This window comes from Roseateles sp. So40a, assembly GCF_048081605.1.
Lineage (GTDB): Bacteria > Pseudomonadota > Gammaproteobacteria > Burkholderiales > Burkholderiaceae_C > Roseateles.
In genome coordinates this window covers 3,293,720-3,312,674 of sequence record NZ_CP182288.1, presented here as the reverse complement: position 1 = coordinate 3,312,674, position 18,955 = coordinate 3,293,720, and the positions used below count along the sequence as shown (strand labels likewise).

Below are 18,955 nucleotides of genomic sequence, written 5' to 3'. Positions count from 1 at the left end.
TCAAAAAGTGCCGTGCGGGTAAACGCGAGTCCGCTCAGACTCCGCCCCCGCCAACGGAAGCATTTGGCAACAAAAGTTAAACATTCAGGGATTGAAGATGAAGTTCGCAGTGAAGAAGGGTTTCGTGTGTCTGCCGCTGATCGCGGCGCTGGCGGCATGCGGCGGCGGTGGCGGTGACAGCGCGCCGGCCGCGAACACCAACCAGGGCACCAACACCGGCACGACCACGCCGACGACCCCGACCACCCCCACGACTCCGACGACTCCGACGACGCCCACCACGCCGACGACGCCCACCACGCCGACGACGCCCACCACGCCGACGACGCCCACCACGCCGACGACGCCTACGACGCCTACGACGCCGACGACTCCCACGACGCCGACCACGCCGGTGGCACCGACGAACCCGGGCTCGACGGGCTCGGTGAGCGCGCCCTACGTGATGACGTCGACCAGCCGCTACATGATGCTGGGCTGGGCGGAGCAGACCGCGGCGTTGTTCTCGCGGAACTTCTCGCAGCAGAGCGATGGCGCGGTGGTGCAGTTCGACGACCGCTCGCTGGCGGGCGACTTCGCGGTGCAGGAGATCGCCGGTGACGCGAACTACGCGATGGGCCGCTGGAACTTCGGCACGGTGCGCCGCAGCGTGATCTCCAAGACGATCACGACCGAGGATTCGGGCTTCCACTACGCCGTGTTCAACGGCCTGGTGTCCTTCCCGGCCAGCGGCACCTACGTGTGCGACGCCGGCAAGTTCACTGCGGCGGACAAGGTCTTCGGCCTGGGCACGCAACTGGGGACGAGCACGGGCACGGCGACGATCACTTTCTCGATGGCGGGCGCGTCGATCGACGCCTCGATCGAGTCGGTGGGCAACAACGATCGCCACACGGTGTCGACGACGGCCGCGCTGATCTCCGGCCCGGACCGCTTCCAGCAGATCGGGTCGTTCGCGGGTTCGGGCAGCAACGGCCTGATGCTGACGGTCGGTCAGGCGTCCGGCGGCAACCAGGTGCGCCTGGTCGTGGGTTATCAGAACGTGCTGAACCTGTCGCACTACCGCGGCATCGCGGTGTTCACCTGCTCGGCCCCGTGAGGCCGAGCGGCGCGGGCCCTTCGGGGCTCAGCGCCGCGGACCCCAGTGGCCTGGGACCCAGCGGCGGCCGCCGCCGCCGCGAACTTCCCAGACGCCCTCGATCCAGATGTAGCCGGCCTGCGGCGGTCCGCCGGCGTAGCCATAACCCCCGCCGTCATATCCGCTGCTGTAGCCCGCGCCATAGCCGGCGTCATAACCGCGATAGCGGTGGGCCGGCACGACGACGCAACCGGTCAGCGAGGCGATCAGCGGCGCGGCGACGGCCGCGATCAGCCAAGGTCGAAGTGTTCGCATACGGGGCCTCCAGGGTGACTGCATGCGTCTGACAACGCGTGCGTGGAGGCCGCCGATGACGGCGCGCGGCGGACATTACCCGCTGGACAAGAAGTAACCAGCGGTGTGCCCCCGGGGCACGTCGCGCCGGAGCGCGCGATCAATACGGGCCGTGCGAGAGCCAGTGCTCGAGCTGGGGCAGGCGATCGTTGCCCCAGAAGCGTTCGCCCTCGACGATGAAGAAGGGCGAGCCGAAGACGCCGCGTGCCTCGGCGAGGTCGATCTCGGCCTTGAGGCGGGCGCGGGTGGCGGAGTCGTTGGCCAGGGCCTGGAGCTGATCCGGGGTGATGTGCTGCGTGGCGCAGAGGTCCTGGAGGACTTCGCCCTGGGCGATGTTGCGGTCGTCGACGAAGTAGGCCTTGTAGACGGCGTGGGCGAACTTGCGGCCCTGTTCGGGGTCGCGGTCGTTGAACCAGTGGAAGAGGCGGGCGGCCATCTCGGTGTGCAGGCCCAGCGACGTGGGCGCGTTGTAGGGCACCTGCATGAAGGCGGCGAGGCGGGCGACGTCTCGGCGGATGTAGTCGCTGCGCATGACGCTGTTGGGGATGCGGATGCGTTCCAGGGACTGGAAGTTGGCGTCGAGCACGATGGCATGCCAGTTGACGGTGCGGCCGTAGCGGGCCGCGAGCGCGTCGATGGACTGCGAGGCGATGTAGCCGTAGGGCGAGGCGAAGTCGAAGTAGAAGTCGATCGGTGCGGGCATGCGGGCTCCTGTGAGGCGCGCGGATTGTAGGAGCGAGGTTGCCTCATGCCGACCTCGGGCGCATCCGCCGGATGGGTGGGGTGTGTCGGCATAGACTCTCCCGATGATCACCGTCCATCACCTCAACAACTCCCGCTCGCAGCGGGTCCTGTGGCTGCTCGAGGAACTCGGGCTGCCGTACGAGATCAAGCACTACCAGCGCGATCCCAAGACGATGCTCGCGCCGCCGGAGTTGCGCGCGGTGCATCCGCTGGGCAAGTCGCCGGTGATCAGCGATGACGGCCTGGTCATCGCCGAGAGCGGCGCGATCCTCGAGTACCTGGTCGATCGCTACGGCGAGGGGCGCTTCAAGCCGGCCGACGGCACCGAGGACGCGCTGCGCTACCGCTACTGGATGCATTACGCGGAGGGCTCGGCGATGCCGCCGCTGCTGCTCAAGCTGGTGTTCGACCGGCTGGAGCGCGCACCGGTGCCGTTCTTCGTGAAGCCGATCGCCAAGGGCATCGCCGCGAAGGCCAAGGCGACCTTCGTGCAGCCGCAGATCGACAACCACATGAACTACCTCGAGGGGGAGCTGCGCAAGAACCCGTGGTTCGCCGGTCGCGATTTCACCGCGGCGGATGTGCAGATGAGCTTCCCGCTGGAGGCCGCGGTGCAGCGCGGCGGCGCGGCGGCGCGCCAGCCCCGCATCACCGAGTTCCTCGCGCGCATCCATGCGCGACCCGCGTATCAGCGCGCGCTGGAGCGGGGCGGCCCGTATGCGTTGGTCGGGGGCGATCAGGCGCGGTGAGCGGTGCCCCGGAGGGGGGGCTCGCATCAACCCGCGTTCAGCCCTGCTTCGCCAGGAACCACGCCACCAGTGCGTTGGCGTGGCCGTGGCCCATGGCGTGCTCGGACTTGAGCAGCGCCACCAGCTCCATGTGCTTCATCGGCCCCGCCGCCTTCAGCACGCCCATCCAGTGGTCGATCGTCTGTCCGTACTTCTTCTCGATCGACGGGAAATAGGACGCGGGGCCCTGCACCTTCGCTTCAGTCGTCATGTCGGAGTTCCTTCCTGTCTGCGTTGGATGATCACATCCTCACGACGATCGGGCCACGCCGCTTTCGACAGGAGGTCACCCCGCGATCAGCGACCACAACAGCGCCCCATTCGCCGCCGTCACCAGCGCGAAGAGCCCCCATGCCAGCCCTCGCAACCACGGGCCATTGGCGAACTCGCCCATCACCGCGCGGTCCCCGGTCAGCCGGATCAGCGGCCACATCGCGAAGGGCAGCTGCAGGCTCAGCACCACCTGGCTGGCCACGAGCAGCCGACCCACCGCCGACTCGCCCAGCCACAGCAGGCCGATGAAGGCCGGCACCAGCGCCAGGAAACGTGTCGCGAGCCGCCGCTGCCAGCACGGGATCTTCAGCCGCAGGAAACCCTCCATCAGCACCTGGCCGGCAATGGTGCCGGTGAAGGTCGAGCTCTGCCCCGCGGCCAGCAGCGCCACACCGAACAGGATCGACGCGATCGAGCTCCCCACCAGCGGATCCAGCAGGTGATACGCGTCCTGGATCTCGGTCACCTCGCGATGGCCGTGCGCGTGGAAGGCCGTCGCCGCCAGGATCAGGATCGCCGCGTTCACCATCAGCGCCAGCGTCAGCGACACCAGCGTGTCGATCGTCGACAGCCGGATCGCATCGCGCCGGGCGGCCGAGCCTTGGCCGACACGCCGCGTCTGCACGATCGATGAATGCAGGTAGAGGTTGTGCGGCATGACGGTCGCGCCGAGGATGCCGATCGCCAGCAGCAAGGCCTTGGGGTCCTGCACCGCCACGCCGTTCGGGACGAAGCCCCGCGCCACCGCCGCCCAGTCCGGCCCGACCAGCACCAGCTGCACCGCGTAGCAGACGCCGATCGTCATCACCAGGCCCAGGATGATGGCCTCGACCTGCCGGAAGCCGCGGCCCTTGAGGCCGAGCACGATCACCGTGTCCAGCGCCGCGACGCCCACGCCCGCGAGCAGGGACATGCCGAACAGCAGATGGAGCGCCAGCGCGGTGCCAAGCACCTCGGCCACGTCGCACGCGACGATGGCGAGCTCCGCCATGACCCACAACGGCAACCGCACCGCGGGCCGGTAGCGAGTTCGGCAGGCCTGCGCGAGATCCAGCCCCGACACCAGCCCGAGCCGCAGCGACAGCGTCTGCAGCAGCATCGCTGCGAGGCTCGACGCCAGCACCACCCACAGCAGCGCATGGCCGAAACGTGAGCCCGCCTCGATGTCAGTGGCCCAGTTGCCGGGGTCCATGTAGCCCACCGACACGAGCAGGCCCGGACCGGCCACGCGCATCAGGCGCTTCCATAACGGCGCACCGGCATCGAGCGCGATCGAGCCGTGGACCTCGGAGGGGCAGAAGGGCGCGGTGGCCGTGGTGGGCAGGCGGAACATGCGGCGGATTCTCGCCTCGCCGTATAGTCCCGCCTCCTTCCCGCACCCCGCCTGGTTCCTCCGCGATTCCCATGCCCATCGCCGACCTCCGCGCGGCGATCGAGGCCGAGCTGGCCGCGACGCCCGAGTTCTACGACTTCCGCGTGCTGCGCCGCGTCGCCGACGGCGCGCTCTGGCGCGTCACGCTGGAGGCGGACTACGTCTACGCGCAAGGTCAACGGCCCGGTGAGGTGTCGGCGCAGACGCTGCTCGATGATCGACTGGAAGGGGCCTCGGCATGGTGGGGCGTCCCGGGCAAGGGCAGCGCGACCGTGCGCGCCGTCGTGGTCGAGGACGACGAACTGGTGCTCGATCGCGCAAGCGCACCGCCCCCCGGCGAGGGCCATTTGATTCGTATCTATCCGCCGCGTTTCCTGAATGCGGTGGCCGACGCCTGGCGTGATGACGCCTGGGCGCGCCGCGCGGCGGACTGTTGGCCGGGGCTGTCCCGTCCCGCGCCGCGCGCGCAGGCGCCGCGCCTGGATGGATCGCCGTTCCGCTGGCTGCGCGACGCGCAGCGTCAGGCACTTGGGCTGATCGGCTGGACCGACGCCTTCCTGTGGGGGCCGCCCGGCACCGGCAAGACGACCACGCTCGGCGTGATGCTGGCCGAGTACCTCGAGCGCAGCCCGCAGGCGCGTGTGCTGCTGCTGTCGACGACCAATCACGCGGTCGACCTCGCGACGCTCGCCGTCGACAAGGCGCTGCACAAGGGCCGGCGAGAGGCCTTGCGCGCGCAGGTCCAGCGCCTGGGGTCGCGTTATGACGCGGCCGCCTACGAGGGCCGCGGGCATCTGATTCCGCCCTCCGGCATGCCGTCGGCGCAGGCGCTCGCCCGCTGCCGGCTGGCCACGATGACGACGACGCGCGCGGTCTTCACACTCAAGACACTGCGCGAGCTGGCCATCGGCGACGCGCCGCCGTTCGACCTCGTGGTCTTCGACGAAGCAAGTCAGGTGAGCCTGGCGCATGCGCTCGCGCTGATGCCGCTGGGCCGGGCGCGGCTCTTCGCGGGCGATCCGCAGCAGCTCTCGCCGGTGTTGCGCAGCGAGGACCGCCTCGCGCGGTTGTGGCTGGGGCGCTCGCCCTTCGCCGCGATGCCGCGCGGTGAGGTTGCCGTCGGACCGGTGGCGATGCTCGATGAGCAATCCCGCATGGCCGCGCCGATCGGGGCGCTGGTCAGCGACCTGTTCTATGACGGCGCGCTGCGCGTGGCAGCGGACGCGTCGGCCTCCGAGGCCTGGCATCGCGAGCGCGCGCGGACCTTGGGCGACATCCCGGCCGATGTCCACGTGAAGGTGCAGCGCATCACGCGCGAGGGCTTCTGGTCCGCGAAGGACAGAGGCCCTATCCGGCGTGAATCGGCTGACACGATCGCGGCGCTGATCGCAGCGGCGCTGGCGGGCGGCGACTGGGCGCCCGAGGAGCTCATCGTGCTGACGCCCTTTCGCGCGCAGCGGGCGCTGATCCGTCAGCGTCTGGCCGCGGCGGGTGTCGACGAGCGGGTGCGCGTGAGCACCGTGCATCGCGCGCAGGGCAGCGAGGCACCGGTGGTGTTCTTCGATCCCGCGGACGGCACCCAGCCCTTCCTGCAGACGGAGGAGGCGCGGTGGCTGCTCAACGTGGCGCTGAGCCGGGCGCAGGCGAAGGTGGTGATCTGCCTGTCCTCGGCGGACCTGACCAACGAGGTGCTCGCGCCGATCGTGCACCGGATGCGGCTGACCGGCGACGCGCGAGAGGCCGTGCCGCTGCAGGTGCTGGCTCGGGCGGCGGACTTCCCGTTCAACACGCGCGGGTTGCGGGTGTCGGCGGGGCGGCTCATTGGCGAGGTCGAGCGCATCGCGCCAGACGGCGGCCAGTTCTGGCTCATCAATGAGAAGAGCGGCAACGCCGTCGTCATCGACGCGGCGTTCTGGCGCGGCAAGTGAGCCGCACGGCGAAGCCCCTCCCAATGAAAAACGCCCCGCAGGGCGGGGCGTGGTCTCAGGCGCGAGTCTGGATCAGACCGGCACGCGGCGCAGCATTTCCACGCCGACGTCGCCGTTGGCGACTTCGCGCAGCGCGGTCACGCCGGGCTTGTTCTTGGATTCCAGCTTGGGCGCGTGGCCTTGGCTCAGCATGCGGGCGCGGTAGGTCGCGGCGAGCACCAGCTGGAAGCGGTTCGGGATCTTGGTCAGGCAGTCTTCGACGGTGATGCGGGCCATGCGGGTTCCTGAGGACGGGGTTATTCGATGAGGTCGAGCGCGCGGAACACGGTGGACCGGTTGCGGCGCTGGGTCGCGTATTTTAGCCGTTGTGCCTGGACGATCGCTTTCAGGTCGAAAAGCGCGGTCTCGAACACCGCGTTGATCACCACGAAATCGAAGTGTTTCGCCTGGGCGACCTCGTTGCGGGCGGCGGTCATGCGGCGGGCGATGACGTCCTCGGCGGTGTCGCCGCGGCGGATCAGGCGCTGCTTGAGCTCGTCCCAGCTCGGCGGCAGGATGAAGATCAGCACCGCGTGCGGGAACAGCTGCTTGATCTGCAGCGCGCCCTGGTAGTCGATCTCCAGCACGACATCCTCGCCATGCTCGAGGCGGGCCTCGATCGCGGCGCGGGAGGTGCCGTAGAGGTTGCCGTGGACCTCGGCCCATTCGAAGAACTCGCCGCCGTCGACCATGGCGCGGAACTCGTCCTTGCCGACGAAGAGGTATTCACGACCGTGTTGTTCCTGGCCGCGCGGTTCGCGCGAGGTGTGCGACACGGAGACGCTCAGCTTGGCGTCCAGTTCCAGCAGCGCCTTCACGAGGCTGGATTTGCCGGCGCCGCTGGGCGCGGCGACGACGAAGAGATTGCCCGGGTATTCCATCGCGTGATTTTATCGGGGACGGCGTGAAGGGCGCGGTGGGGCCACGCTGCAATCGAGAGATCCGCCACGCACGGAGCTCGACCATTTTGTTGATGTCAACAAAATGGTCCGAGGTTGCGTGACGTCCTTCTCTCGATGTCCTTCACTCGATGTTCTGCACCTGTTCCTTCATCTGCTCGATCGCGACCTTCATCTCGACCGAGATGTTGGTCAGCTCGATCGCCACCGCCTTGGAACCCAGCGTGTTGGCCTCGCGGTGCAGCTCCTGCATCAGGAAGTCCAGCCGCTTGCCGACCTCGCCGCCCTTCTTCAGCAGGCGCTCGATCTCGTCCAGATGGGCGCGCAGACGCGTCAGTTCCTCGGCCACGTCGATGCGCAGTGCATACGCGGCCGCCTCGTTGACGGCACGCTCCTGCAGCGTCTGCTCGGAGATCGTCTGCGTCGCGCCGGTGGCGCTCAGCGCCTCCTGCCAGCGCTCCAGGAAGCGCTCGCGCTGACGTTGCACCGCGGCCGGGATCAGCGGCTCGGCCTGTGTGGCGAGGTCCCGCAAAGTGGCGACGCGCTGCTTGAGCATCGTCACCAGCTTGGCGCCCTCGCGCTCACGCGCTTCGAGGAATCCCTGGATGCATTGACGCGCCGCACCCAGCACCGTCTCGTCGTTGGCCGACGCGCCGACCCCGCCCGTCTTGCACCAGTTCAGCGCTTCCTGAACGCTCAAGCCCTGCGCCTTGGGCAGCCAGGACTGCACCTGCGATTCCAGCCGGGAGAGCCGGTTGAGCTGCTCAGGCTGCGGGTTCGGCCAGGAACTGTCGGCCTCGCGCTGCGTGTTGATGCGCAGCTCGATCTTGCCGCGCTTGACGCTGGCCGCGACCAGCTCGCGCAGCGCGGGCTCCAGCGAGCGCAGCTCGTCGGGCATGCGGAAACTCAAGTCCAGGAAGCGGCCGTTCACCGATCGCGCCTCCACGGTCACCGCCGGGGCGGATGGGGTGCTAGGGGTTTCGCCGGAGTTCGCGGGTTGTGCCGTGGCGCTGGCATAACCGGTCATGCTGTAAACTGGCATCAGCTATCGGTAGAACAATCGAATCGCGATTATGTCAAAGCCGAAACCGGCGCCCTTGCCCGCAGGCACCGTCGTGGGGGGCTATCAGATCATCAAGAAGTTGGCTGCGGGCGGATTCGGCGTCGTTTATTTGGCCGAAGACCCCGACCATCATTTGGTGGCTCTGAAGGAATACCTCCCGTCGTCCCTTGCAGAACGATCTCCCGGTGAACTCACGCCCCGCGTGAAGCCGGAAAAACAGCCCCTGTACCGCCTGGGGTTGCGCAGCTTCTTTGAAGAAGGGCGTTCCCTCGCGCAAATTTCGCATCCGAGCGTCGTCTCGGTGCTGAATTTCCTGCGCGAGAACGAGACCGTCTATATGGTCATGAATTACCTGCAGGGCGATACCTTGCAGGATTTCATCGTGACCGCGCGCGATTTGAAGCGTGACAAGGTGTTCCGCGAATCGACCATCCGGTCGCTCTTCGACGAAATCCTCAAGGGACTGCGCATCGTGCATCAGCACAAGATGCTGCACCTGGACATCAAGCCGGCCAATATCTTCATCACCAACGACAACAAGGCGGTGCTGCTGGACTTCGGCGCGGCCCGCGAGGTGCTGTCCAAGGAAGGCAACTTCATCCGCCCGATGTACACGCCCGGCTTCGCCGCGCCCGAGATGTACCGTCGCGACGGATCGCTGGGCCCGTGGACCGACATCTACGCGATCGGCGCCTGCATCTACGCGTGCATGCAGGGCTATCCGCCCAACGACGCGCCCCAGCGCCTGGAGAAGGACCGGCTGGGCCTGTCGCTCTCGCGCCTGCGCAACGTGTATTCCGACAACCTGCTCGAGGTGACCGAGTGGTGCATGTCGCTCGATCCGCTGACCCGTCCGCAGAGCGTCTTCGCGCTGCAGAAGGAACTGTCGCGTGAGACCGAGCGCCGCTACACCAAGCTCAGCTTCAGCGAGCGGCTCAAGCTGCAGCTGGAGAACCTGAAGACCGGGGCGAAGGCGTGAAGTTCTCCGTCTATCAGGTGAGCCGCCGTGGCGGACGTGAGAAGAACGAAGACCGCATGGGGTATTGCTATACCCGCGAGGCCGGTCTGTTCGCGCTGGCCGACGGCATGGGCGGCCATCCGGACGGCGAGGTCGCCGCCCATCTGGCACTGCAGAACGTCGCCGCGCTGTTCCAGCGCGACGCGCAGCCGGTCATCAAGGAACCGTCGCAGTTCCTCGAGACCGCCGTGCTGCTCGCGCATCAGCAGCTGCTGAGCTACGCCGCGCAGCGCCAGATGAACGACACGCCGCGCACGACCATCGTCGTCGGGCTGATGCAGCAGGGCCAGATCTGGTGGGCCCACTGCGGCGATTCGCGGATGTACCTGCTGCGCGAGACCGAGCTGGTCGCCCGCACGCGCGACCACTCCTACAGCGAGCTGCAGGAGGCGCTGGGCCGCCACGCCACCGGCGCCGAGCGCTTCAACCGCCATGTGCTGTTCACCTGCCTGGGCAGCCCCGGCAAGCCGATGATCGACGTCAACGGCCCGGTGCTGCTGCAGAACGGCGACCGCATGCTGCTGTGCTCGGACGGGCTGTGGAGCTCGGTCAGCGACGTGGACATCCTGCGCCACATGTCCGACAGCCGCTCGGTCGGCGACGCCGTGCCGGAGCTCGTCGAGCAGGCGCTGCGCCAGGCCGGCGCGCGCAGCGACAACGTCACGGCCCTGGCCGTGGAATGGGAAGGCGAGGGCGATGCCCCGGACTCCATCTCCACGCAGGACCTCGACGACCAGGGCTTCGCCTCGACGATCCAGGGCGCGACCCAGGACGTCCAGCTCGACGAAGCCGAGATCGATTCCGCCGTGCGCGAGATCCAGGACGCGATCCGCAAGGCCGGCAAGAAACCCCGCTGAAGGAAGTCTTCATGAACAGCATCGCCAGCCGCCCGCAAGGGCGCGCGGCGGACGCCCTGCGTCCGGTGCGCATCACCCGCCACTACACCCGCCACGCCGAGGGCGCCGTGCTGATCGAGTTCGGCGACACCAAGGTGCTGTGCACCGCCTCCGTCGAGGAACGCGTGCCGCCGCACAAGAAGGGCAGCGGCGAGGGCTGGGTCACCGCCGAGTACGGCATGCTGCCCCGCGCCACGCACACCCGCAGCGACCGCGAGGCCGCCCGCGGCAAGCAGACCGGCCGCACGCAGGAGATCCAGCGCCTGATCGGCCGCGCGCTGCGCGCGGTGTTCGACCTGTCCCAGCTCGGCGAGCGCACCATCCAGATCGACTGCGACGTGATCCAGGCCGACGGCGGCACCCGCACCGCGGCGATCACCGGCGCCTACGTCGCCGCGCATGACGCGGTGAGCTGGCTGCTGGCGCAGGGCAAGATCGCCGCGTCCCCGCTCAAGGACGCCGTCGCCGCGATCTCGGTCGGCATCCTGGACGGCCAGGCGCTGCTGGACCTGGAGTACGTCGAGGACTCCGCCTGCGACACCGACATGAACGTGGTCATGACCGGCGCGGGACACTTCGTCGAGCTGCAGGGCACGGCCGAGGGCGTCGCGTTCACGCGCGCCGAGGTCGATGTGCTGCTGAATCTCGCGGAGAAGGGCATCCGTGAGCTGCTCGCCGCGCAGCGCGAGGCGCTCGGCCTCAAGTAAGACCGTCTGATTGGAGCAAGCGATGAAGTTGGTCCTGGCCTCCAACAATGCGAAGAAGCTGAAGGAATTGCAGGCGCTGTTCGAGCCCCTGGGCATCGAGCTCGTCACGCAGGGCAGCCTCGGCATCCCCGAGGCGGAAGAACCCTTCCACACCTTCGTCGAGAACGCGCTGACCAAGGCGCGCCATGCGGCGAAGGCCAGCGGCCTGCCCGCGCTCGCGGACGATTCCGGCCTGGCGGTGGACGCGCTCGGCGGCATGCCGGGCGTGCTGTCGGCGCGTTACGCGACGCTGTTCGGCCGCGAGAAGAGCGATGCGGAGAACAACCGCGTGCTGCTCGAGAAGCTCGAAGGCATCGAGGATCGGCGCGGTCGCTTCGTCTGCGCGCTGGTGGCGGTGCGCTCGGCCGACGATCCGGAGCCGCTGATCTCGATGGGCCGCTGGCCCGGCGAGATCCTGCACGCGCTCGAGGGCGAGGGCGGTTTTGGCTACGACCCGCTGCTGTTCATTCCCGAACTCGGGAAGAGCGTCGCGGCGCTGGGCGCGGAAACGAAGAACCGTCTGAGCCATCGCGCGCTGGCGTCGCAAGACCTGCTGCGCCAGATGCGCGAGAGCTGGCATCTTGGCTGACATCATCCGCCTGATGCGGCCCGGCACGCTGACGCTGTCGGCCTTGCCGCCGCTGTCGCTGTACGTGCATCTGCCGTGGTGCATCCGCAAGTGCCCGTACTGCGACTTCAACTCGCACGAGTACCGCGACGGGCGCGAGCTCGATGTCGAGACGGCGCGCCGCTACCTCGCGGCGCTGCGCGCCGACCTGGAGGCCGCGCTGCCGCTGATCTGGGGCCGGCCCGTCGTGTCGATCTTCATCGGCGGCGGCACGCCCAGCCTCTTCGCGCCGGAGCAGATCGCCGAGCTGATCTCCGACCTGCGCGCGCGGCTGCCGCTGGAGCCGGGCTGCGAGATCACGATGGAAGCCAACCCGGGCACCTTCGAGAAGGAACGCTTCGCGGGCTTCGCGCAGGCGGGCGTGACGCGGCTGTCCATCGGCGTGCAGACCTTCGACGACCGCAAGCTGCACGCGCTGGGCCGCATCCACAGCGGCACGCAGGCGCGCGCGGCGATCGAGGAGGCGGCCCGGTCCTTCGGCACCTTCAACATCGACCTGATGTACGCGCTGCCCGAGCAGACGCTGGAGGAGCTCGACGCGGACCTGGCGACGGCGCTGGCCTTCGAGCCCCCGCACCTGTCCGTCTACCACCTGACGATCGAGCCCAACACGCGTTTCGCCAACGCGCCGCCGGAGCATCTGCCTGACCCCGACCTGGCCAGCGAGATGCTGGATCTGATCACCGCGCGCACCGGCGAGCGCGGCATGTCGCGCTACGAGGTCTCGGCCTACGCGCGCGACGGCCACCGCTGCACGCACAACACCAACTACTGGCAGTTCGGCGATTACCTGGGCATCGGCGCGGGCGCGCACACCAAGCTCAGCTTCGCGCATCGCCTGCTGCGCCAGGTCCGCTGGCGCGATCCCGCGACCTTCATGCAGAAGGCGGTCGAAGGCCAGGCCGTGTCCAACGAGCACGAGGTTGCGCGCTCCGAGCTGCCGTTCGAATTCATGCTCAACGCGCTGCGACTGCGCGAGGGCGTGACGCTGCAGAGCTTCCTGGAGCGCACCGGCCTGCCGCCGTCCTCGATCGCCCAGGCGATGGCGCAGGGCCGCGCCAAGGGGCTGCTCGATCCCGATCCGGCGGTGATCCGCGCGACGCCGCGCGGTTTCGACTTCCTCAGCGATCTGCAGGAACTGTTCCTGGCGTCGTGACCGCGGCCGACACGGCGGCCACGGCCGCCACTGCCGCGCCTGCCTGGCTGACCCGGCCGGTGGACAGGCAGGTCGTGGCGCCATCCAGCGCCGCTCGCGATTGCGCGGTCTCCTCGTGCAGCCATTCGATGAACGCGCGCACGGCGGGCTCATGGAGTGATTGCGGCGCGTAGACGATGTGGTACCGCTGCGGCTCCTTGAGCATCGCCTGGCGCGGCGCGACGCGCACCAGCCGGCCGTCGAGCAGCGCGTCCGCCGCGAGCAGCTCGCGCGTCAGGCCCACGCCCATGCCCTGCTCGGCGGCCTGCAGCAGGATGCCGAAGTCGTTGAAGATCGCCACCGGCACCACCTGCCGGCGCAGGCCGGCCTGCGCGAACCAGTCCTCCCATTGCGACGCATCGCCCAGCAGCGGGGCCTGCGCGAGCGCCTCCAGCGGCTGGCCGATCAGCTGATGCGCCAGCGCCGGCGAGGCCACCGGCAGCATCGACAGGTCGAAGAGCGGCTCGCTGTCCACGCCGGGCCAGGGGCCCAGGCCCTGGCGCAGGGCGATGTCGAATTTCTCGCGCTCCAGGTCCACGAGGCGCGCGGTGGCCTCGATCTCGAGCGTGACCTCGGGATGACGCGCATGCCAGCGCCCGAGCCGCGGCAGCAGCCAGCGCTGCGCGAACGAGGGCAGCACCGTCACGCGCAGGCTGCGCTGCTCGATGCCATGCGCGGCGGTGGCGGCGCGCAGGCCCTGATCGAGCTCCTGATAGGCACGCTCGACGCCGCGCAGCAGCGCCGCGCCGGCCGCGTTCAGCACGATGCGCCGCCCCTGGCGATCGAAGACGTCGAAGCCGAGCTGCGTTTCCAGCGCCCGGATCTGCTGGCTCACCGCGCTGTGCGTGAGGTTGAGCTCCTCGGAGGCCGCGCGCAGGTTCTGGTGCAAGGCGGCGGCGCGGAAGGCGGCCAGGTACTGGAGGGGGAGCCGGGGGAGTCGCATGGGGGCTATTGGAAAGCCAAACTGGACAGGGAGGCAAGGATATAGCGTTTGGATGGCGTTGTTTGTACACCTAGGATTACCAGCACGGCATCCAGATCGGGTGCTTCCCGCTTGAGAGGCAAGAAGGAACGACCATGAACGAGCCCGCCATCACCTCCCGTTTCCCGGTCATCGGCCCGGCGCTGACGGTGTTGATCGCCATCCTGTCGGCGCTGGCGCTGGTGTCCAACGCCAACGCGTTCAACGATGTCAACGCCGAGCTGCAGATCACCGCGCGCGAGCAGCGCCTGGCCAAGGCCGAGGCGCAACGTGTCGCGCGTGAGCAGGCCGCGCGTCAGGCGGTGCTGCTCGCGGCGGCCAATGAGCGCGCGGCGACCGTGCCGCGCGCGCTGCCGGCCACGCCGCCCGCCGCGCAGCCTGCCGTCAATCGCGCGCCGGCGCCACCTCGCGGGCAGTGACGGCGTCCTGCGCCAGCGCGTCATGCCGCGCGGGCGACCACAGCGGGTCGTCCTGCAAGGCGTGGCGCGCCACATGCGCCGCCAGGCGCCGATCAAAGGCCTCATGGATGGACGTCTCGCGCTCGGGATCCCCGCGCAGGATGGCCTCGAACGCGGCCACCACCTGGCGATGGTCCGCCGAGTCCGTCTCCGCCAGGGCCCGCAGCACGCGGTCCACCTTGCCCGACTTGATCGCCTCGTCGAAGTACTCGCCCTCGAAGTGCGGGAACTGGGCGTAGACGCGGCCCAGTCCCGAGGCGGTCGCCGTGTCGCGAATGCTCGTGTTCATCGTCCACATCGCGTTGCGCCGGTAGCCGGTCCGCGTCTTCACGAACGGCGTGTCGGCGTCGTGGACGACGGTGTAGGCCACCTGGAAGTGGTTGAGGATGCGCGCGAAGAGCGGCAGGTTGGCCTTGCCCAGGCAGTTGATCACGTGCACCTCGCGGCCCAGTTGCCGCGCCACGTGCAGCAGCGCGACCTGCTCCGTGGCGCCCTCCACCAGCACGATGTCGTCGTAGAAGAAGAACTCGTTGACCACCGGGTTGCAGGCCCGGATCATCTGCAGCCGCTCCCGCTCGACGGCATCGAAGGACACGCGATCCGTGGAGATCACGTGGGCGCGCTCGCCGGGCGCGCTGTCGACGCGGATGATCGTCGTGTGGTCCTTGGCCAGGTCGATGAAGATCGGTGAGTGGGTGGTGGCGATCACCTGCCAGTCGGGGTTGTCCAGTGCGAAGGCATAGAGCGACTCGCGCGCGCCCCGGATGGTGGGCGGGTGCAGGAAGGCCTCCGGCTCGTCGATCAGCAGGATGCGTGGCGACTCGCCCGGCTGGGGCTTCTTCTTCGACCCCGACGCGCCGGACATCACCGACAGCGTCGACCACAGCAGCGCCCGCTGCAGCCCCGTGCCCTGCAGGCCCAGCGGCGAGGTGTTGCCATGGGTCACCTCGAGGTAGGAATCGGCGGCGATCAGCTTCTCGTCCAGCGCGTCCTTGGAACGGGGAATCAGCGCGATGCGGGTGCCCGGGAACACCTGGCCGACATGGCGGGAGATGCGCTCCGTCGCCGAACTCGCCGGTGTCGGGGTCGAAGGACTGCTTGCGCGCCTTCTCCAGCGGCACGGACCACACGTAGCGGAAGGCCACGCAATCGCCGAACTCGTCATGCGCGAAGCGCCATCCCTTGCCGATGCGTTCCTCGTCCTCCGGCGACACCTGATCGAAGAACCCGGTGATCACGATCGGGACCGAGGGGTCCTGGTCATGGAAGAACTCGACGTCCAGCGCGGCGCCGCTGGACGCCAACGCCTCGTAGGCATCGAGGATGGTGGACTTGCCGGCGTTGTTGCGCCCGATCAGCACGACGATCTCGTCGATGCGGATCAGGCAGCCGCCGCCGCCGATGCTCTTGAAGTTCTCGATGTGAAAGCCAGCCAGGCGCATGAGCGCTCTCCTTCAGGTGGAAAGAAAAACGCTCCCGACGGCGATACCGTTCGGGAGCGCTTCTCCGTGAAGGAGTGCGTGTGGACTGGTTCGAATCGAAGCCGTCGGCGGCCCGCATCGCGGGCGCGCCGGTGCACGATCGGCGGCGCGTCAGACCCGGTTCATCGACATCCCCGCCGTGCTGCGCAGCCGCTCGATCAATCGCGTGGCGATCTGCTGCAGCGGCAGCACCTCGTCGGCGGCGCCGGCATTGATCGCCTCGCGCGGCATGCCGAAGACGACGCAGGTCGCCTCGTCCTGCACGAGGTTGTAGGAGCCCGCGTCCTTCATCGTCTTCATCGCCTTGGCGCCGTCCGCGCCCATGCCGGTGAGCATGATGCCCAGCGCGTTCTGGCCGACCACCCGCGCCGCGGAGTTGAACAGCACCTCCACCGACGGCTTGTGGCGGTTCACCGGGTCACCGTCCTGCACGCGGGCGATGTAGTTGGCGCCCGAGCGCTCGACGCTGAAGTGCATGCCGCCCGGGGCGATGTAGCCGTGACCGGGCAGGATCCGCTCGCCGTCCTGCGCTTCCTTCACGCGGATCTTGCACAGGCCGTCCAGCCGCGCCGCGTAGCTGCGCGTGAATCCGGCCGGCATGTGCTGCGTGATGCACACCGCCGGGCAGTCCGCCGGCAGGTTGATCAGCACATCCTTGGTCGCCTCGGTGCCGCCCGTGGAAGCGCCGATGAAGATGATCTTCTCGGTGGACAGCCGGCCCAGGCTCGCGATCGGCGAGGGCGGCTTGAGCGGGGGCGTGGCGCCGCCGGTGGGGGCGGGCGCACCCGGCGCGGCGGCCGTGGGCGCATGCAGGCGGCGGATGTGCGCCTTGGACGCAATGCGGATCTTGTCGGTGATGTCCTGCGCCAGCGCGCGGATCCCGTCGGCCACGCCGATCTTGGGCTTGGCCACGAAGTCCACCGCGCCCAGTTCCAGCGCCTTGAGCGTGACCTCCGCGCCGCGCTCGGTCAGCGTGGACACCATCACCACGGGCATCGGGCGCAGGCGCATCAGGCGCTGCAGGAAGTCGAGCCCGTCCATCTTGGGCATCTCGACGTCCAGCGTGATCACATCGGGGTTGAGGTTGCGGATCATCTCGCGCGCCGCGAGCGGATCGCTCGCCGCGCCGATGCATTGCATGTCGGGCTGACGATTGATGATCTCCGTCAGGATGCTGCGCACCAGCGCGGAATCGTCGACGACGACAACGGTGGTCTTGGCCATTTCTTCTTACTCCTCGGTACTGCCTCTGCCTGGCTCTCTCGGTACGTGCTCGGCGTGCGTGCTCTGGCTGCGGGACGTTCGGCCGTCTCAGAACAGGTCGATCGAACCGCCGGTGCTCGCCACCGGTTGGGCGCGCTGCGCCGCGGCCTTGTCCTGTTGCACCAGCGCGTCCGTGTTGGTCGGCGCGAGCCGCTTGACCATCGCCTTGCCGCTTCGGGGCAGGAAGCACACCTTGCGCGGATACACGTCCATCACGTCCTTGGACACGATGGGAATGCGCTCCAGCTTCAGGAAGTCGATGACGAAGTTGGTGTTGCGCTCGCCCACGTTGATCGTGTTCATGCCCGAGATCACCGCGCCGCCGCCGAAGATCTTCGCTTCCATGCGGCTCTTGGCGGCACCGCGCTTCATCATCTCGTTGATCAGCAGTTCCATGGCGAAAGAACCGTAACGACCGGAATCGCCATGGCCCTCGGGCAGCATGAAGTGGTTCATGCCGCCGATCTGCGCGTGGCGGTCCCACAGGCAGGCGGCGATGCATGAACCGAGCGTCGTCATCACGAGCAGGTCGTCGTTGTCGACGAAGTACTCGCCGGGCAGCACCTTCACGGCGGCGTTCTTGAAGTGCGCGTCGTAGAAGAAGAACGACGCCTCGCCGTTCTTGCGCGACACCGTCTTGAGCTGGGCCACGCGCGCCGCGCCGGCGCTGGCCAGCGCCGCGCTTTGCTGCATGGCGGAGGAGGCGGAGGGCAGGGTCATGGGGGTGTTTCGTTAAACGCGCTCATAGATCGTCTTGCCGCGCAGGCGGAAGAGATCGCGGGAGTCGGTGAAGTTCTCGGAATGCCCGACGAAGAGCAGGCCGCCCGGTCGCATCACCTTGTGGATGCGCTCGAGCACCTTGCGCTGCGTCGGCGCGTCGAAATAGATCATGACGTTGCGGCAGAAGACCACGTGGAAAGGATCTCCCAGCGACCATGACGTATTCATCAGGTTCAGCGTCCGGAACTCGATCATCTTGGCGAGCTCGGGCTTGACGCGGATGCGGCCCTCGTTGGCGCCGGTGCCGCGCAGGAAGAAGGCCTTCAGCCGCTGCGGCGACAGGCCGCGCGATTCCGCCGCGTACACGCCGCGCCGCGCGGTGTTGAGCACGTTGGTGTCGATGTCGCTGGAGACGATCTGCACGCCGGAGCCCGCACCGAGCGACTCCTGGCAGGTCATCGCGATGGAGTAGGGCTCCTCGCCGGTGGAGGCCGCGCAGCACCAGATGCGGATGGGCTTGCCCGTCAGCGCCTTGAGGTCGTCGGTGAGCGAGATGAAGTGATGGTCCTCGCGGAAGAAGGACGTCAGGTTGGTCGTGAGGCAGTTCACGAACTCCTGCCACTCCTGATCGCCTTGCGGGCCGCTGACGCCCTCCAGCCATTGGAGGTAGTCGCTGAAGCTCTTGTGGCCGGTGTCGCGCAGCCGGCGCGACAGCCGGCTGTAGACCATCGCGTGCTTGCCGTCGTGCAAGGAGATGCCGGCGTGCTGGTAGATCAGCTGACGCACGCGCTCGAAATCGGCGCGGCTGAAGCTGAACTCATGATCGATCGCGTCCACGGGCGAGGAGGCCGAGGGGGAGACCGGTTGACCTGGGCGCATGGGGCTGTTGGACTTCTTCGTGGGTGAGATGCCGTAGCACCGGGTGGCCGCCATTGTCGGCAATCGCTAGTTTGCAGGCTACTGGGCCAAATGGTTTGTGAAAGAGGTGGGGGGAACCCCTCTTTTCTGCGCGCTCATTTGAGGGGGAAGC

Annotated in this window: 21 protein-coding genes and 1 pseudogene; 9 read left to right on the top strand and 13 right to left on the bottom strand. The window is 68.4% G+C overall.

Features of this window, described 5'->3' with window-relative positions; translation table 11 throughout:
• Positions 1-97 precede the first annotated feature (97 nt).
• Positions 98-1,099, top strand: coding sequence for a hypothetical protein (locus ACNI65_RS15095; RefSeq protein ID WP_416757673.1), 1,002 nt, complete (start codon positions 98-100; stop codon positions 1,097-1,099).
• A 27-nt stretch (positions 1,100-1,126) separates the two neighbouring features.
• Here ACNI65_RS15095 and ACNI65_RS15090 read toward each other — a convergent pair whose 3' ends face one another.
• On the bottom strand, positions 1,127-1,393 hold the full coding sequence (locus ACNI65_RS15090; protein ID WP_416757672.1) for a hypothetical protein: 267 nt from the start codon (positions 1,391-1,393) through the stop codon (positions 1,127-1,129).
• A gap of 139 nt (positions 1,394-1,532) precedes the next feature.
• Entirely contained in the window at positions 1,533-2,135 is a 603-nt protein-coding gene (locus tag ACNI65_RS15085) for a 2-hydroxychromene-2-carboxylate isomerase (protein ID WP_416757670.1), read from the bottom strand.
• 103 nt (positions 2,136-2,238) lie between these two features.
• On the opposite strand from ACNI65_RS15085, the gene ACNI65_RS15080 reads away from it, so the two are divergent.
• Positions 2,239-2,925 carry a glutathione S-transferase family protein gene (locus tag ACNI65_RS15080; protein WP_416757669.1) on the top strand — a complete coding sequence of 229 codons (687 nt, stop codon included), beginning with the start codon at positions 2,239-2,241 and terminating at the stop codon, positions 2,923-2,925.
• 37 nt (positions 2,926-2,962) lie between these two features.
• On the opposite strand, the gene ACNI65_RS15075 is transcribed toward ACNI65_RS15080, so the two are convergent.
• The gene (locus ACNI65_RS15075; protein WP_416757668.1) at positions 2,963-3,175 is read right to left on the bottom strand and encodes a DUF4287 domain-containing protein; all 213 of its coding nucleotides are present in this window, start codon (positions 3,173-3,175) and stop codon (positions 2,963-2,965) included.
• Positions 3,176-3,250: 75 nt separating this feature from the next.
• Positions 3,251-4,570: an Nramp family divalent metal transporter gene (locus tag ACNI65_RS15070; RefSeq protein ID WP_416757666.1), complete on the bottom strand. Its 1,320-nt coding sequence runs from the start codon at positions 4,568-4,570 to the stop codon at positions 3,251-3,253.
• 71 nt (positions 4,571-4,641) lie between these two features.
• On the opposite strand from ACNI65_RS15070, the gene ACNI65_RS15065 reads away from it, so the two are divergent.
• Positions 4,642-6,537 (top strand): DEAD/DEAH box helicase, encoded by a 1,896-nt coding sequence (locus ACNI65_RS15065; RefSeq protein ID WP_416757665.1) that lies wholly within the window; start codon positions 4,642-4,644, stop codon positions 6,535-6,537.
• 72 nt (positions 6,538-6,609) lie between these two features.
• Here the strand turns inward: ACNI65_RS15065 and rpoZ are convergent, their stop codons facing one another.
• The 3 genes from rpoZ to ACNI65_RS15050 all read right to left on the bottom strand — a co-directional run bounded on the left by rpoZ (position 6,610) and on the right by ACNI65_RS15050 (position 8,517).
• Entirely contained in the window at positions 6,610-6,813 is a 204-nt protein-coding gene (gene rpoZ / locus ACNI65_RS15060) for a DNA-directed RNA polymerase subunit omega (RefSeq protein WP_058936171.1), read from the bottom strand.
• A gap of 20 nt (positions 6,814-6,833) precedes the next feature.
• A complete protein-coding gene (gmk, locus tag ACNI65_RS15055; protein ID WP_416757664.1) occupies positions 6,834-7,457 on the bottom strand; it encodes a guanylate kinase in 624 nt (207 codons plus the stop codon).
• A 142-nt stretch (positions 7,458-7,599) separates the two neighbouring features.
• Complete coding sequence (locus ACNI65_RS15050; protein ID WP_416757662.1) at positions 7,600-8,517, bottom strand: YicC/YloC family endoribonuclease; 918 nt, start codon at positions 8,515-8,517, stop codon at positions 7,600-7,602.
• A gap of 31 nt (positions 8,518-8,548) precedes the next feature.
• Here ACNI65_RS15050 and ACNI65_RS15045 point away from each other — a divergent pair, with 31 nt between their 5' ends.
• Genes ACNI65_RS15045 through hemW form a run of 5 tightly spaced genes read left to right on the top strand, consistent with a single transcriptional unit; the run spans position 8,549 to position 12,982 of the window.
• Positions 8,549-9,517: a serine/threonine protein kinase gene (locus ACNI65_RS15045; RefSeq protein ID WP_058936168.1), complete on the top strand. Its 969-nt coding sequence runs from the start codon at positions 8,549-8,551 to the stop codon at positions 9,515-9,517.
• On the top strand, positions 9,514-10,413 hold the full coding sequence (locus ACNI65_RS15040) for a PP2C family protein-serine/threonine phosphatase (RefSeq protein WP_416757660.1): 900 nt from the start codon (positions 9,514-9,516) through the stop codon (positions 10,411-10,413). The genes ACNI65_RS15045 and ACNI65_RS15040 overlap by 4 nt, the downstream gene beginning before the upstream one ends.
• A gap of 11 nt (positions 10,414-10,424) precedes the next feature.
• The gene (gene rph / locus ACNI65_RS15035; RefSeq protein ID WP_416757658.1) at positions 10,425-11,159 is read left to right on the top strand and encodes a ribonuclease PH; all 735 of its coding nucleotides are present in this window, start codon (positions 10,425-10,427) and stop codon (positions 11,157-11,159) included.
• A 22-nt stretch (positions 11,160-11,181) separates the two neighbouring features.
• Entirely contained in the window at positions 11,182-11,787 is a 606-nt protein-coding gene (rdgB, locus tag ACNI65_RS15030; protein WP_416757656.1) for an RdgB/HAM1 family non-canonical purine NTP pyrophosphatase, read from the top strand.
• A gap of 13 nt (positions 11,788-11,800) precedes the next feature.
• Entirely contained in the window at positions 11,801-12,982 is a 1,182-nt protein-coding gene (gene hemW / locus ACNI65_RS15025) for a radical SAM family heme chaperone HemW (protein WP_416763631.1), read from the top strand.
• On the opposite strand, the gene ACNI65_RS15020 is transcribed toward hemW, so the two are convergent.
• On the bottom strand, positions 12,948-13,964 hold the full coding sequence (locus ACNI65_RS15020; protein WP_416757654.1) for a LysR substrate-binding domain-containing protein: 1,017 nt from the start codon (positions 13,962-13,964) through the stop codon (positions 12,948-12,950). The genes hemW and ACNI65_RS15020 overlap by 35 nt on opposite strands.
• Before the next feature lie 134 nt (positions 13,965-14,098).
• On the opposite strand from ACNI65_RS15020, the gene ACNI65_RS15015 reads away from it, so the two are divergent.
• Positions 14,099-14,422 carry a hypothetical protein gene (locus tag ACNI65_RS15015; RefSeq protein WP_416757653.1) on the top strand — a complete coding sequence of 108 codons (324 nt, stop codon included), beginning with the start codon at positions 14,099-14,101 and terminating at the stop codon, positions 14,420-14,422.
• On the opposite strand, the gene ACNI65_RS15010 is transcribed toward ACNI65_RS15015, so the two are convergent.
• The 5 genes and pseudogenes from ACNI65_RS15010 to ACNI65_RS14990 form a co-directional block, all read right to left on the bottom strand.
• On the bottom strand, positions 14,388-15,494 hold the full coding sequence (locus ACNI65_RS15010; protein WP_416757651.1) for an ATP-dependent nuclease: 1,107 nt from the start codon (positions 15,492-15,494) through the stop codon (positions 14,388-14,390). The genes ACNI65_RS15015 and ACNI65_RS15010 overlap by 35 nt on opposite strands.
• 196 nt (positions 15,495-15,690) lie before the next feature.
• A pseudogene (locus ACNI65_RS15005) lies at positions 15,691-15,903 on the bottom strand (AAA family ATPase); the annotation flags it as partial.
• Between the two features lie 150 nt (positions 15,904-16,053).
• Positions 16,054-17,166 carry a protein-glutamate methylesterase/protein-glutamine glutaminase gene (locus tag ACNI65_RS15000; RefSeq protein WP_416757650.1) on the bottom strand — a complete coding sequence of 371 codons (1,113 nt, stop codon included), beginning with the start codon at positions 17,164-17,166 and terminating at the stop codon, positions 16,054-16,056.
• A gap of 87 nt (positions 17,167-17,253) precedes the next feature.
• Positions 17,254-17,925, bottom strand: a complete 672-nt coding sequence (gene cheD / locus ACNI65_RS14995) for a chemoreceptor glutamine deamidase CheD (protein ID WP_416757648.1) — start codon at positions 17,923-17,925, stop codon at positions 17,254-17,256.
• Between the two features lie 12 nt (positions 17,926-17,937).
• Complete coding sequence (locus ACNI65_RS14990) at positions 17,938-18,804, bottom strand: CheR family methyltransferase (protein WP_416757647.1); 867 nt, start codon at positions 18,802-18,804, stop codon at positions 17,938-17,940.
• Positions 18,805-18,955: the final 151 nt, after the last annotated feature.

Bases quoted from the DNA above. Each gene is read 5' to 3' on its own strand.
- ACNI65_RS15095 (WP_416757673.1), top strand. From the start codon at position 98: ATGAAGTTCGCAGTGAAGAAGGGTTTCGTGTGTCTGCCGCTGATCGCG.
- ACNI65_RS15090 (WP_416757672.1), bottom strand. From the start codon at position 1,393: ATGCGAACACTTCGACCTTGGCTGATCGCGGCCGTCGCCGCGCCGCTG.
- ACNI65_RS15085 (WP_416757670.1), bottom strand. From the start codon at position 2,135: ATGCCCGCACCGATCGACTTCTACTTCGACTTCGCCTCGCCCTACGGC.
- ACNI65_RS15080 (WP_416757669.1), top strand. From the start codon at position 2,239: ATGATCACCGTCCATCACCTCAACAACTCCCGCTCGCAGCGGGTCCTG.
- ACNI65_RS15075 (WP_416757668.1), bottom strand. From the start codon at position 3,175: ATGACGACTGAAGCGAAGGTGCAGGGCCCCGCGTCCTATTTCCCGTCG.
- ACNI65_RS15070 (WP_416757666.1), bottom strand. From the start codon at position 4,570: ATGTTCCGCCTGCCCACCACGGCCACCGCGCCCTTCTGCCCCTCCGAG.
- ACNI65_RS15065 (WP_416757665.1), top strand. From the start codon at position 4,642: ATGCCCATCGCCGACCTCCGCGCGGCGATCGAGGCCGAGCTGGCCGCG.
- rpoZ (WP_058936171.1), bottom strand. From the start codon at position 6,813: ATGGCCCGCATCACCGTCGAAGACTGCCTGACCAAGATCCCGAACCGC.
- gmk (WP_416757664.1), bottom strand. From the start codon at position 7,457: ATGGAATACCCGGGCAATCTCTTCGTCGTCGCCGCGCCCAGCGGCGCC.
- ACNI65_RS15050 (WP_416757662.1), bottom strand. From the start codon at position 8,517: ATGCCAGTTTACAGCATGACCGGTTATGCCAGCGCCACGGCACAACCC.
- ACNI65_RS15045 (WP_058936168.1), top strand. From the start codon at position 8,549: ATGTCAAAGCCGAAACCGGCGCCCTTGCCCGCAGGCACCGTCGTGGGG.
- rph (WP_416757658.1), top strand. From the start codon at position 10,425: ATGAACAGCATCGCCAGCCGCCCGCAAGGGCGCGCGGCGGACGCCCTG.
- rdgB (WP_416757656.1), top strand. From the start codon at position 11,182: ATGAAGTTGGTCCTGGCCTCCAACAATGCGAAGAAGCTGAAGGAATTG.
- hemW (WP_416763631.1), top strand. From the start codon at position 11,801: ATGCGGCCCGGCACGCTGACGCTGTCGGCCTTGCCGCCGCTGTCGCTG.
- ACNI65_RS15020 (WP_416757654.1), bottom strand. From the start codon at position 13,964: ATGCGACTCCCCCGGCTCCCCCTCCAGTACCTGGCCGCCTTCCGCGCC.
- ACNI65_RS15015 (WP_416757653.1), top strand. From the start codon at position 14,099: ATGAACGAGCCCGCCATCACCTCCCGTTTCCCGGTCATCGGCCCGGCG.
- ACNI65_RS15000 (WP_416757650.1), bottom strand. From the start codon at position 17,166: ATGGCCAAGACCACCGTTGTCGTCGTCGACGATTCCGCGCTGGTGCGC.
- cheD (WP_416757648.1), bottom strand. From the start codon at position 17,925: ATGACCCTGCCCTCCGCCTCCTCCGCCATGCAGCAAAGCGCGGCGCTG.
- ACNI65_RS14990 (WP_416757647.1), bottom strand. From the start codon at position 18,804: ATGCGCCCAGGTCAACCGGTCTCCCCCTCGGCCTCCTCGCCCGTGGAC.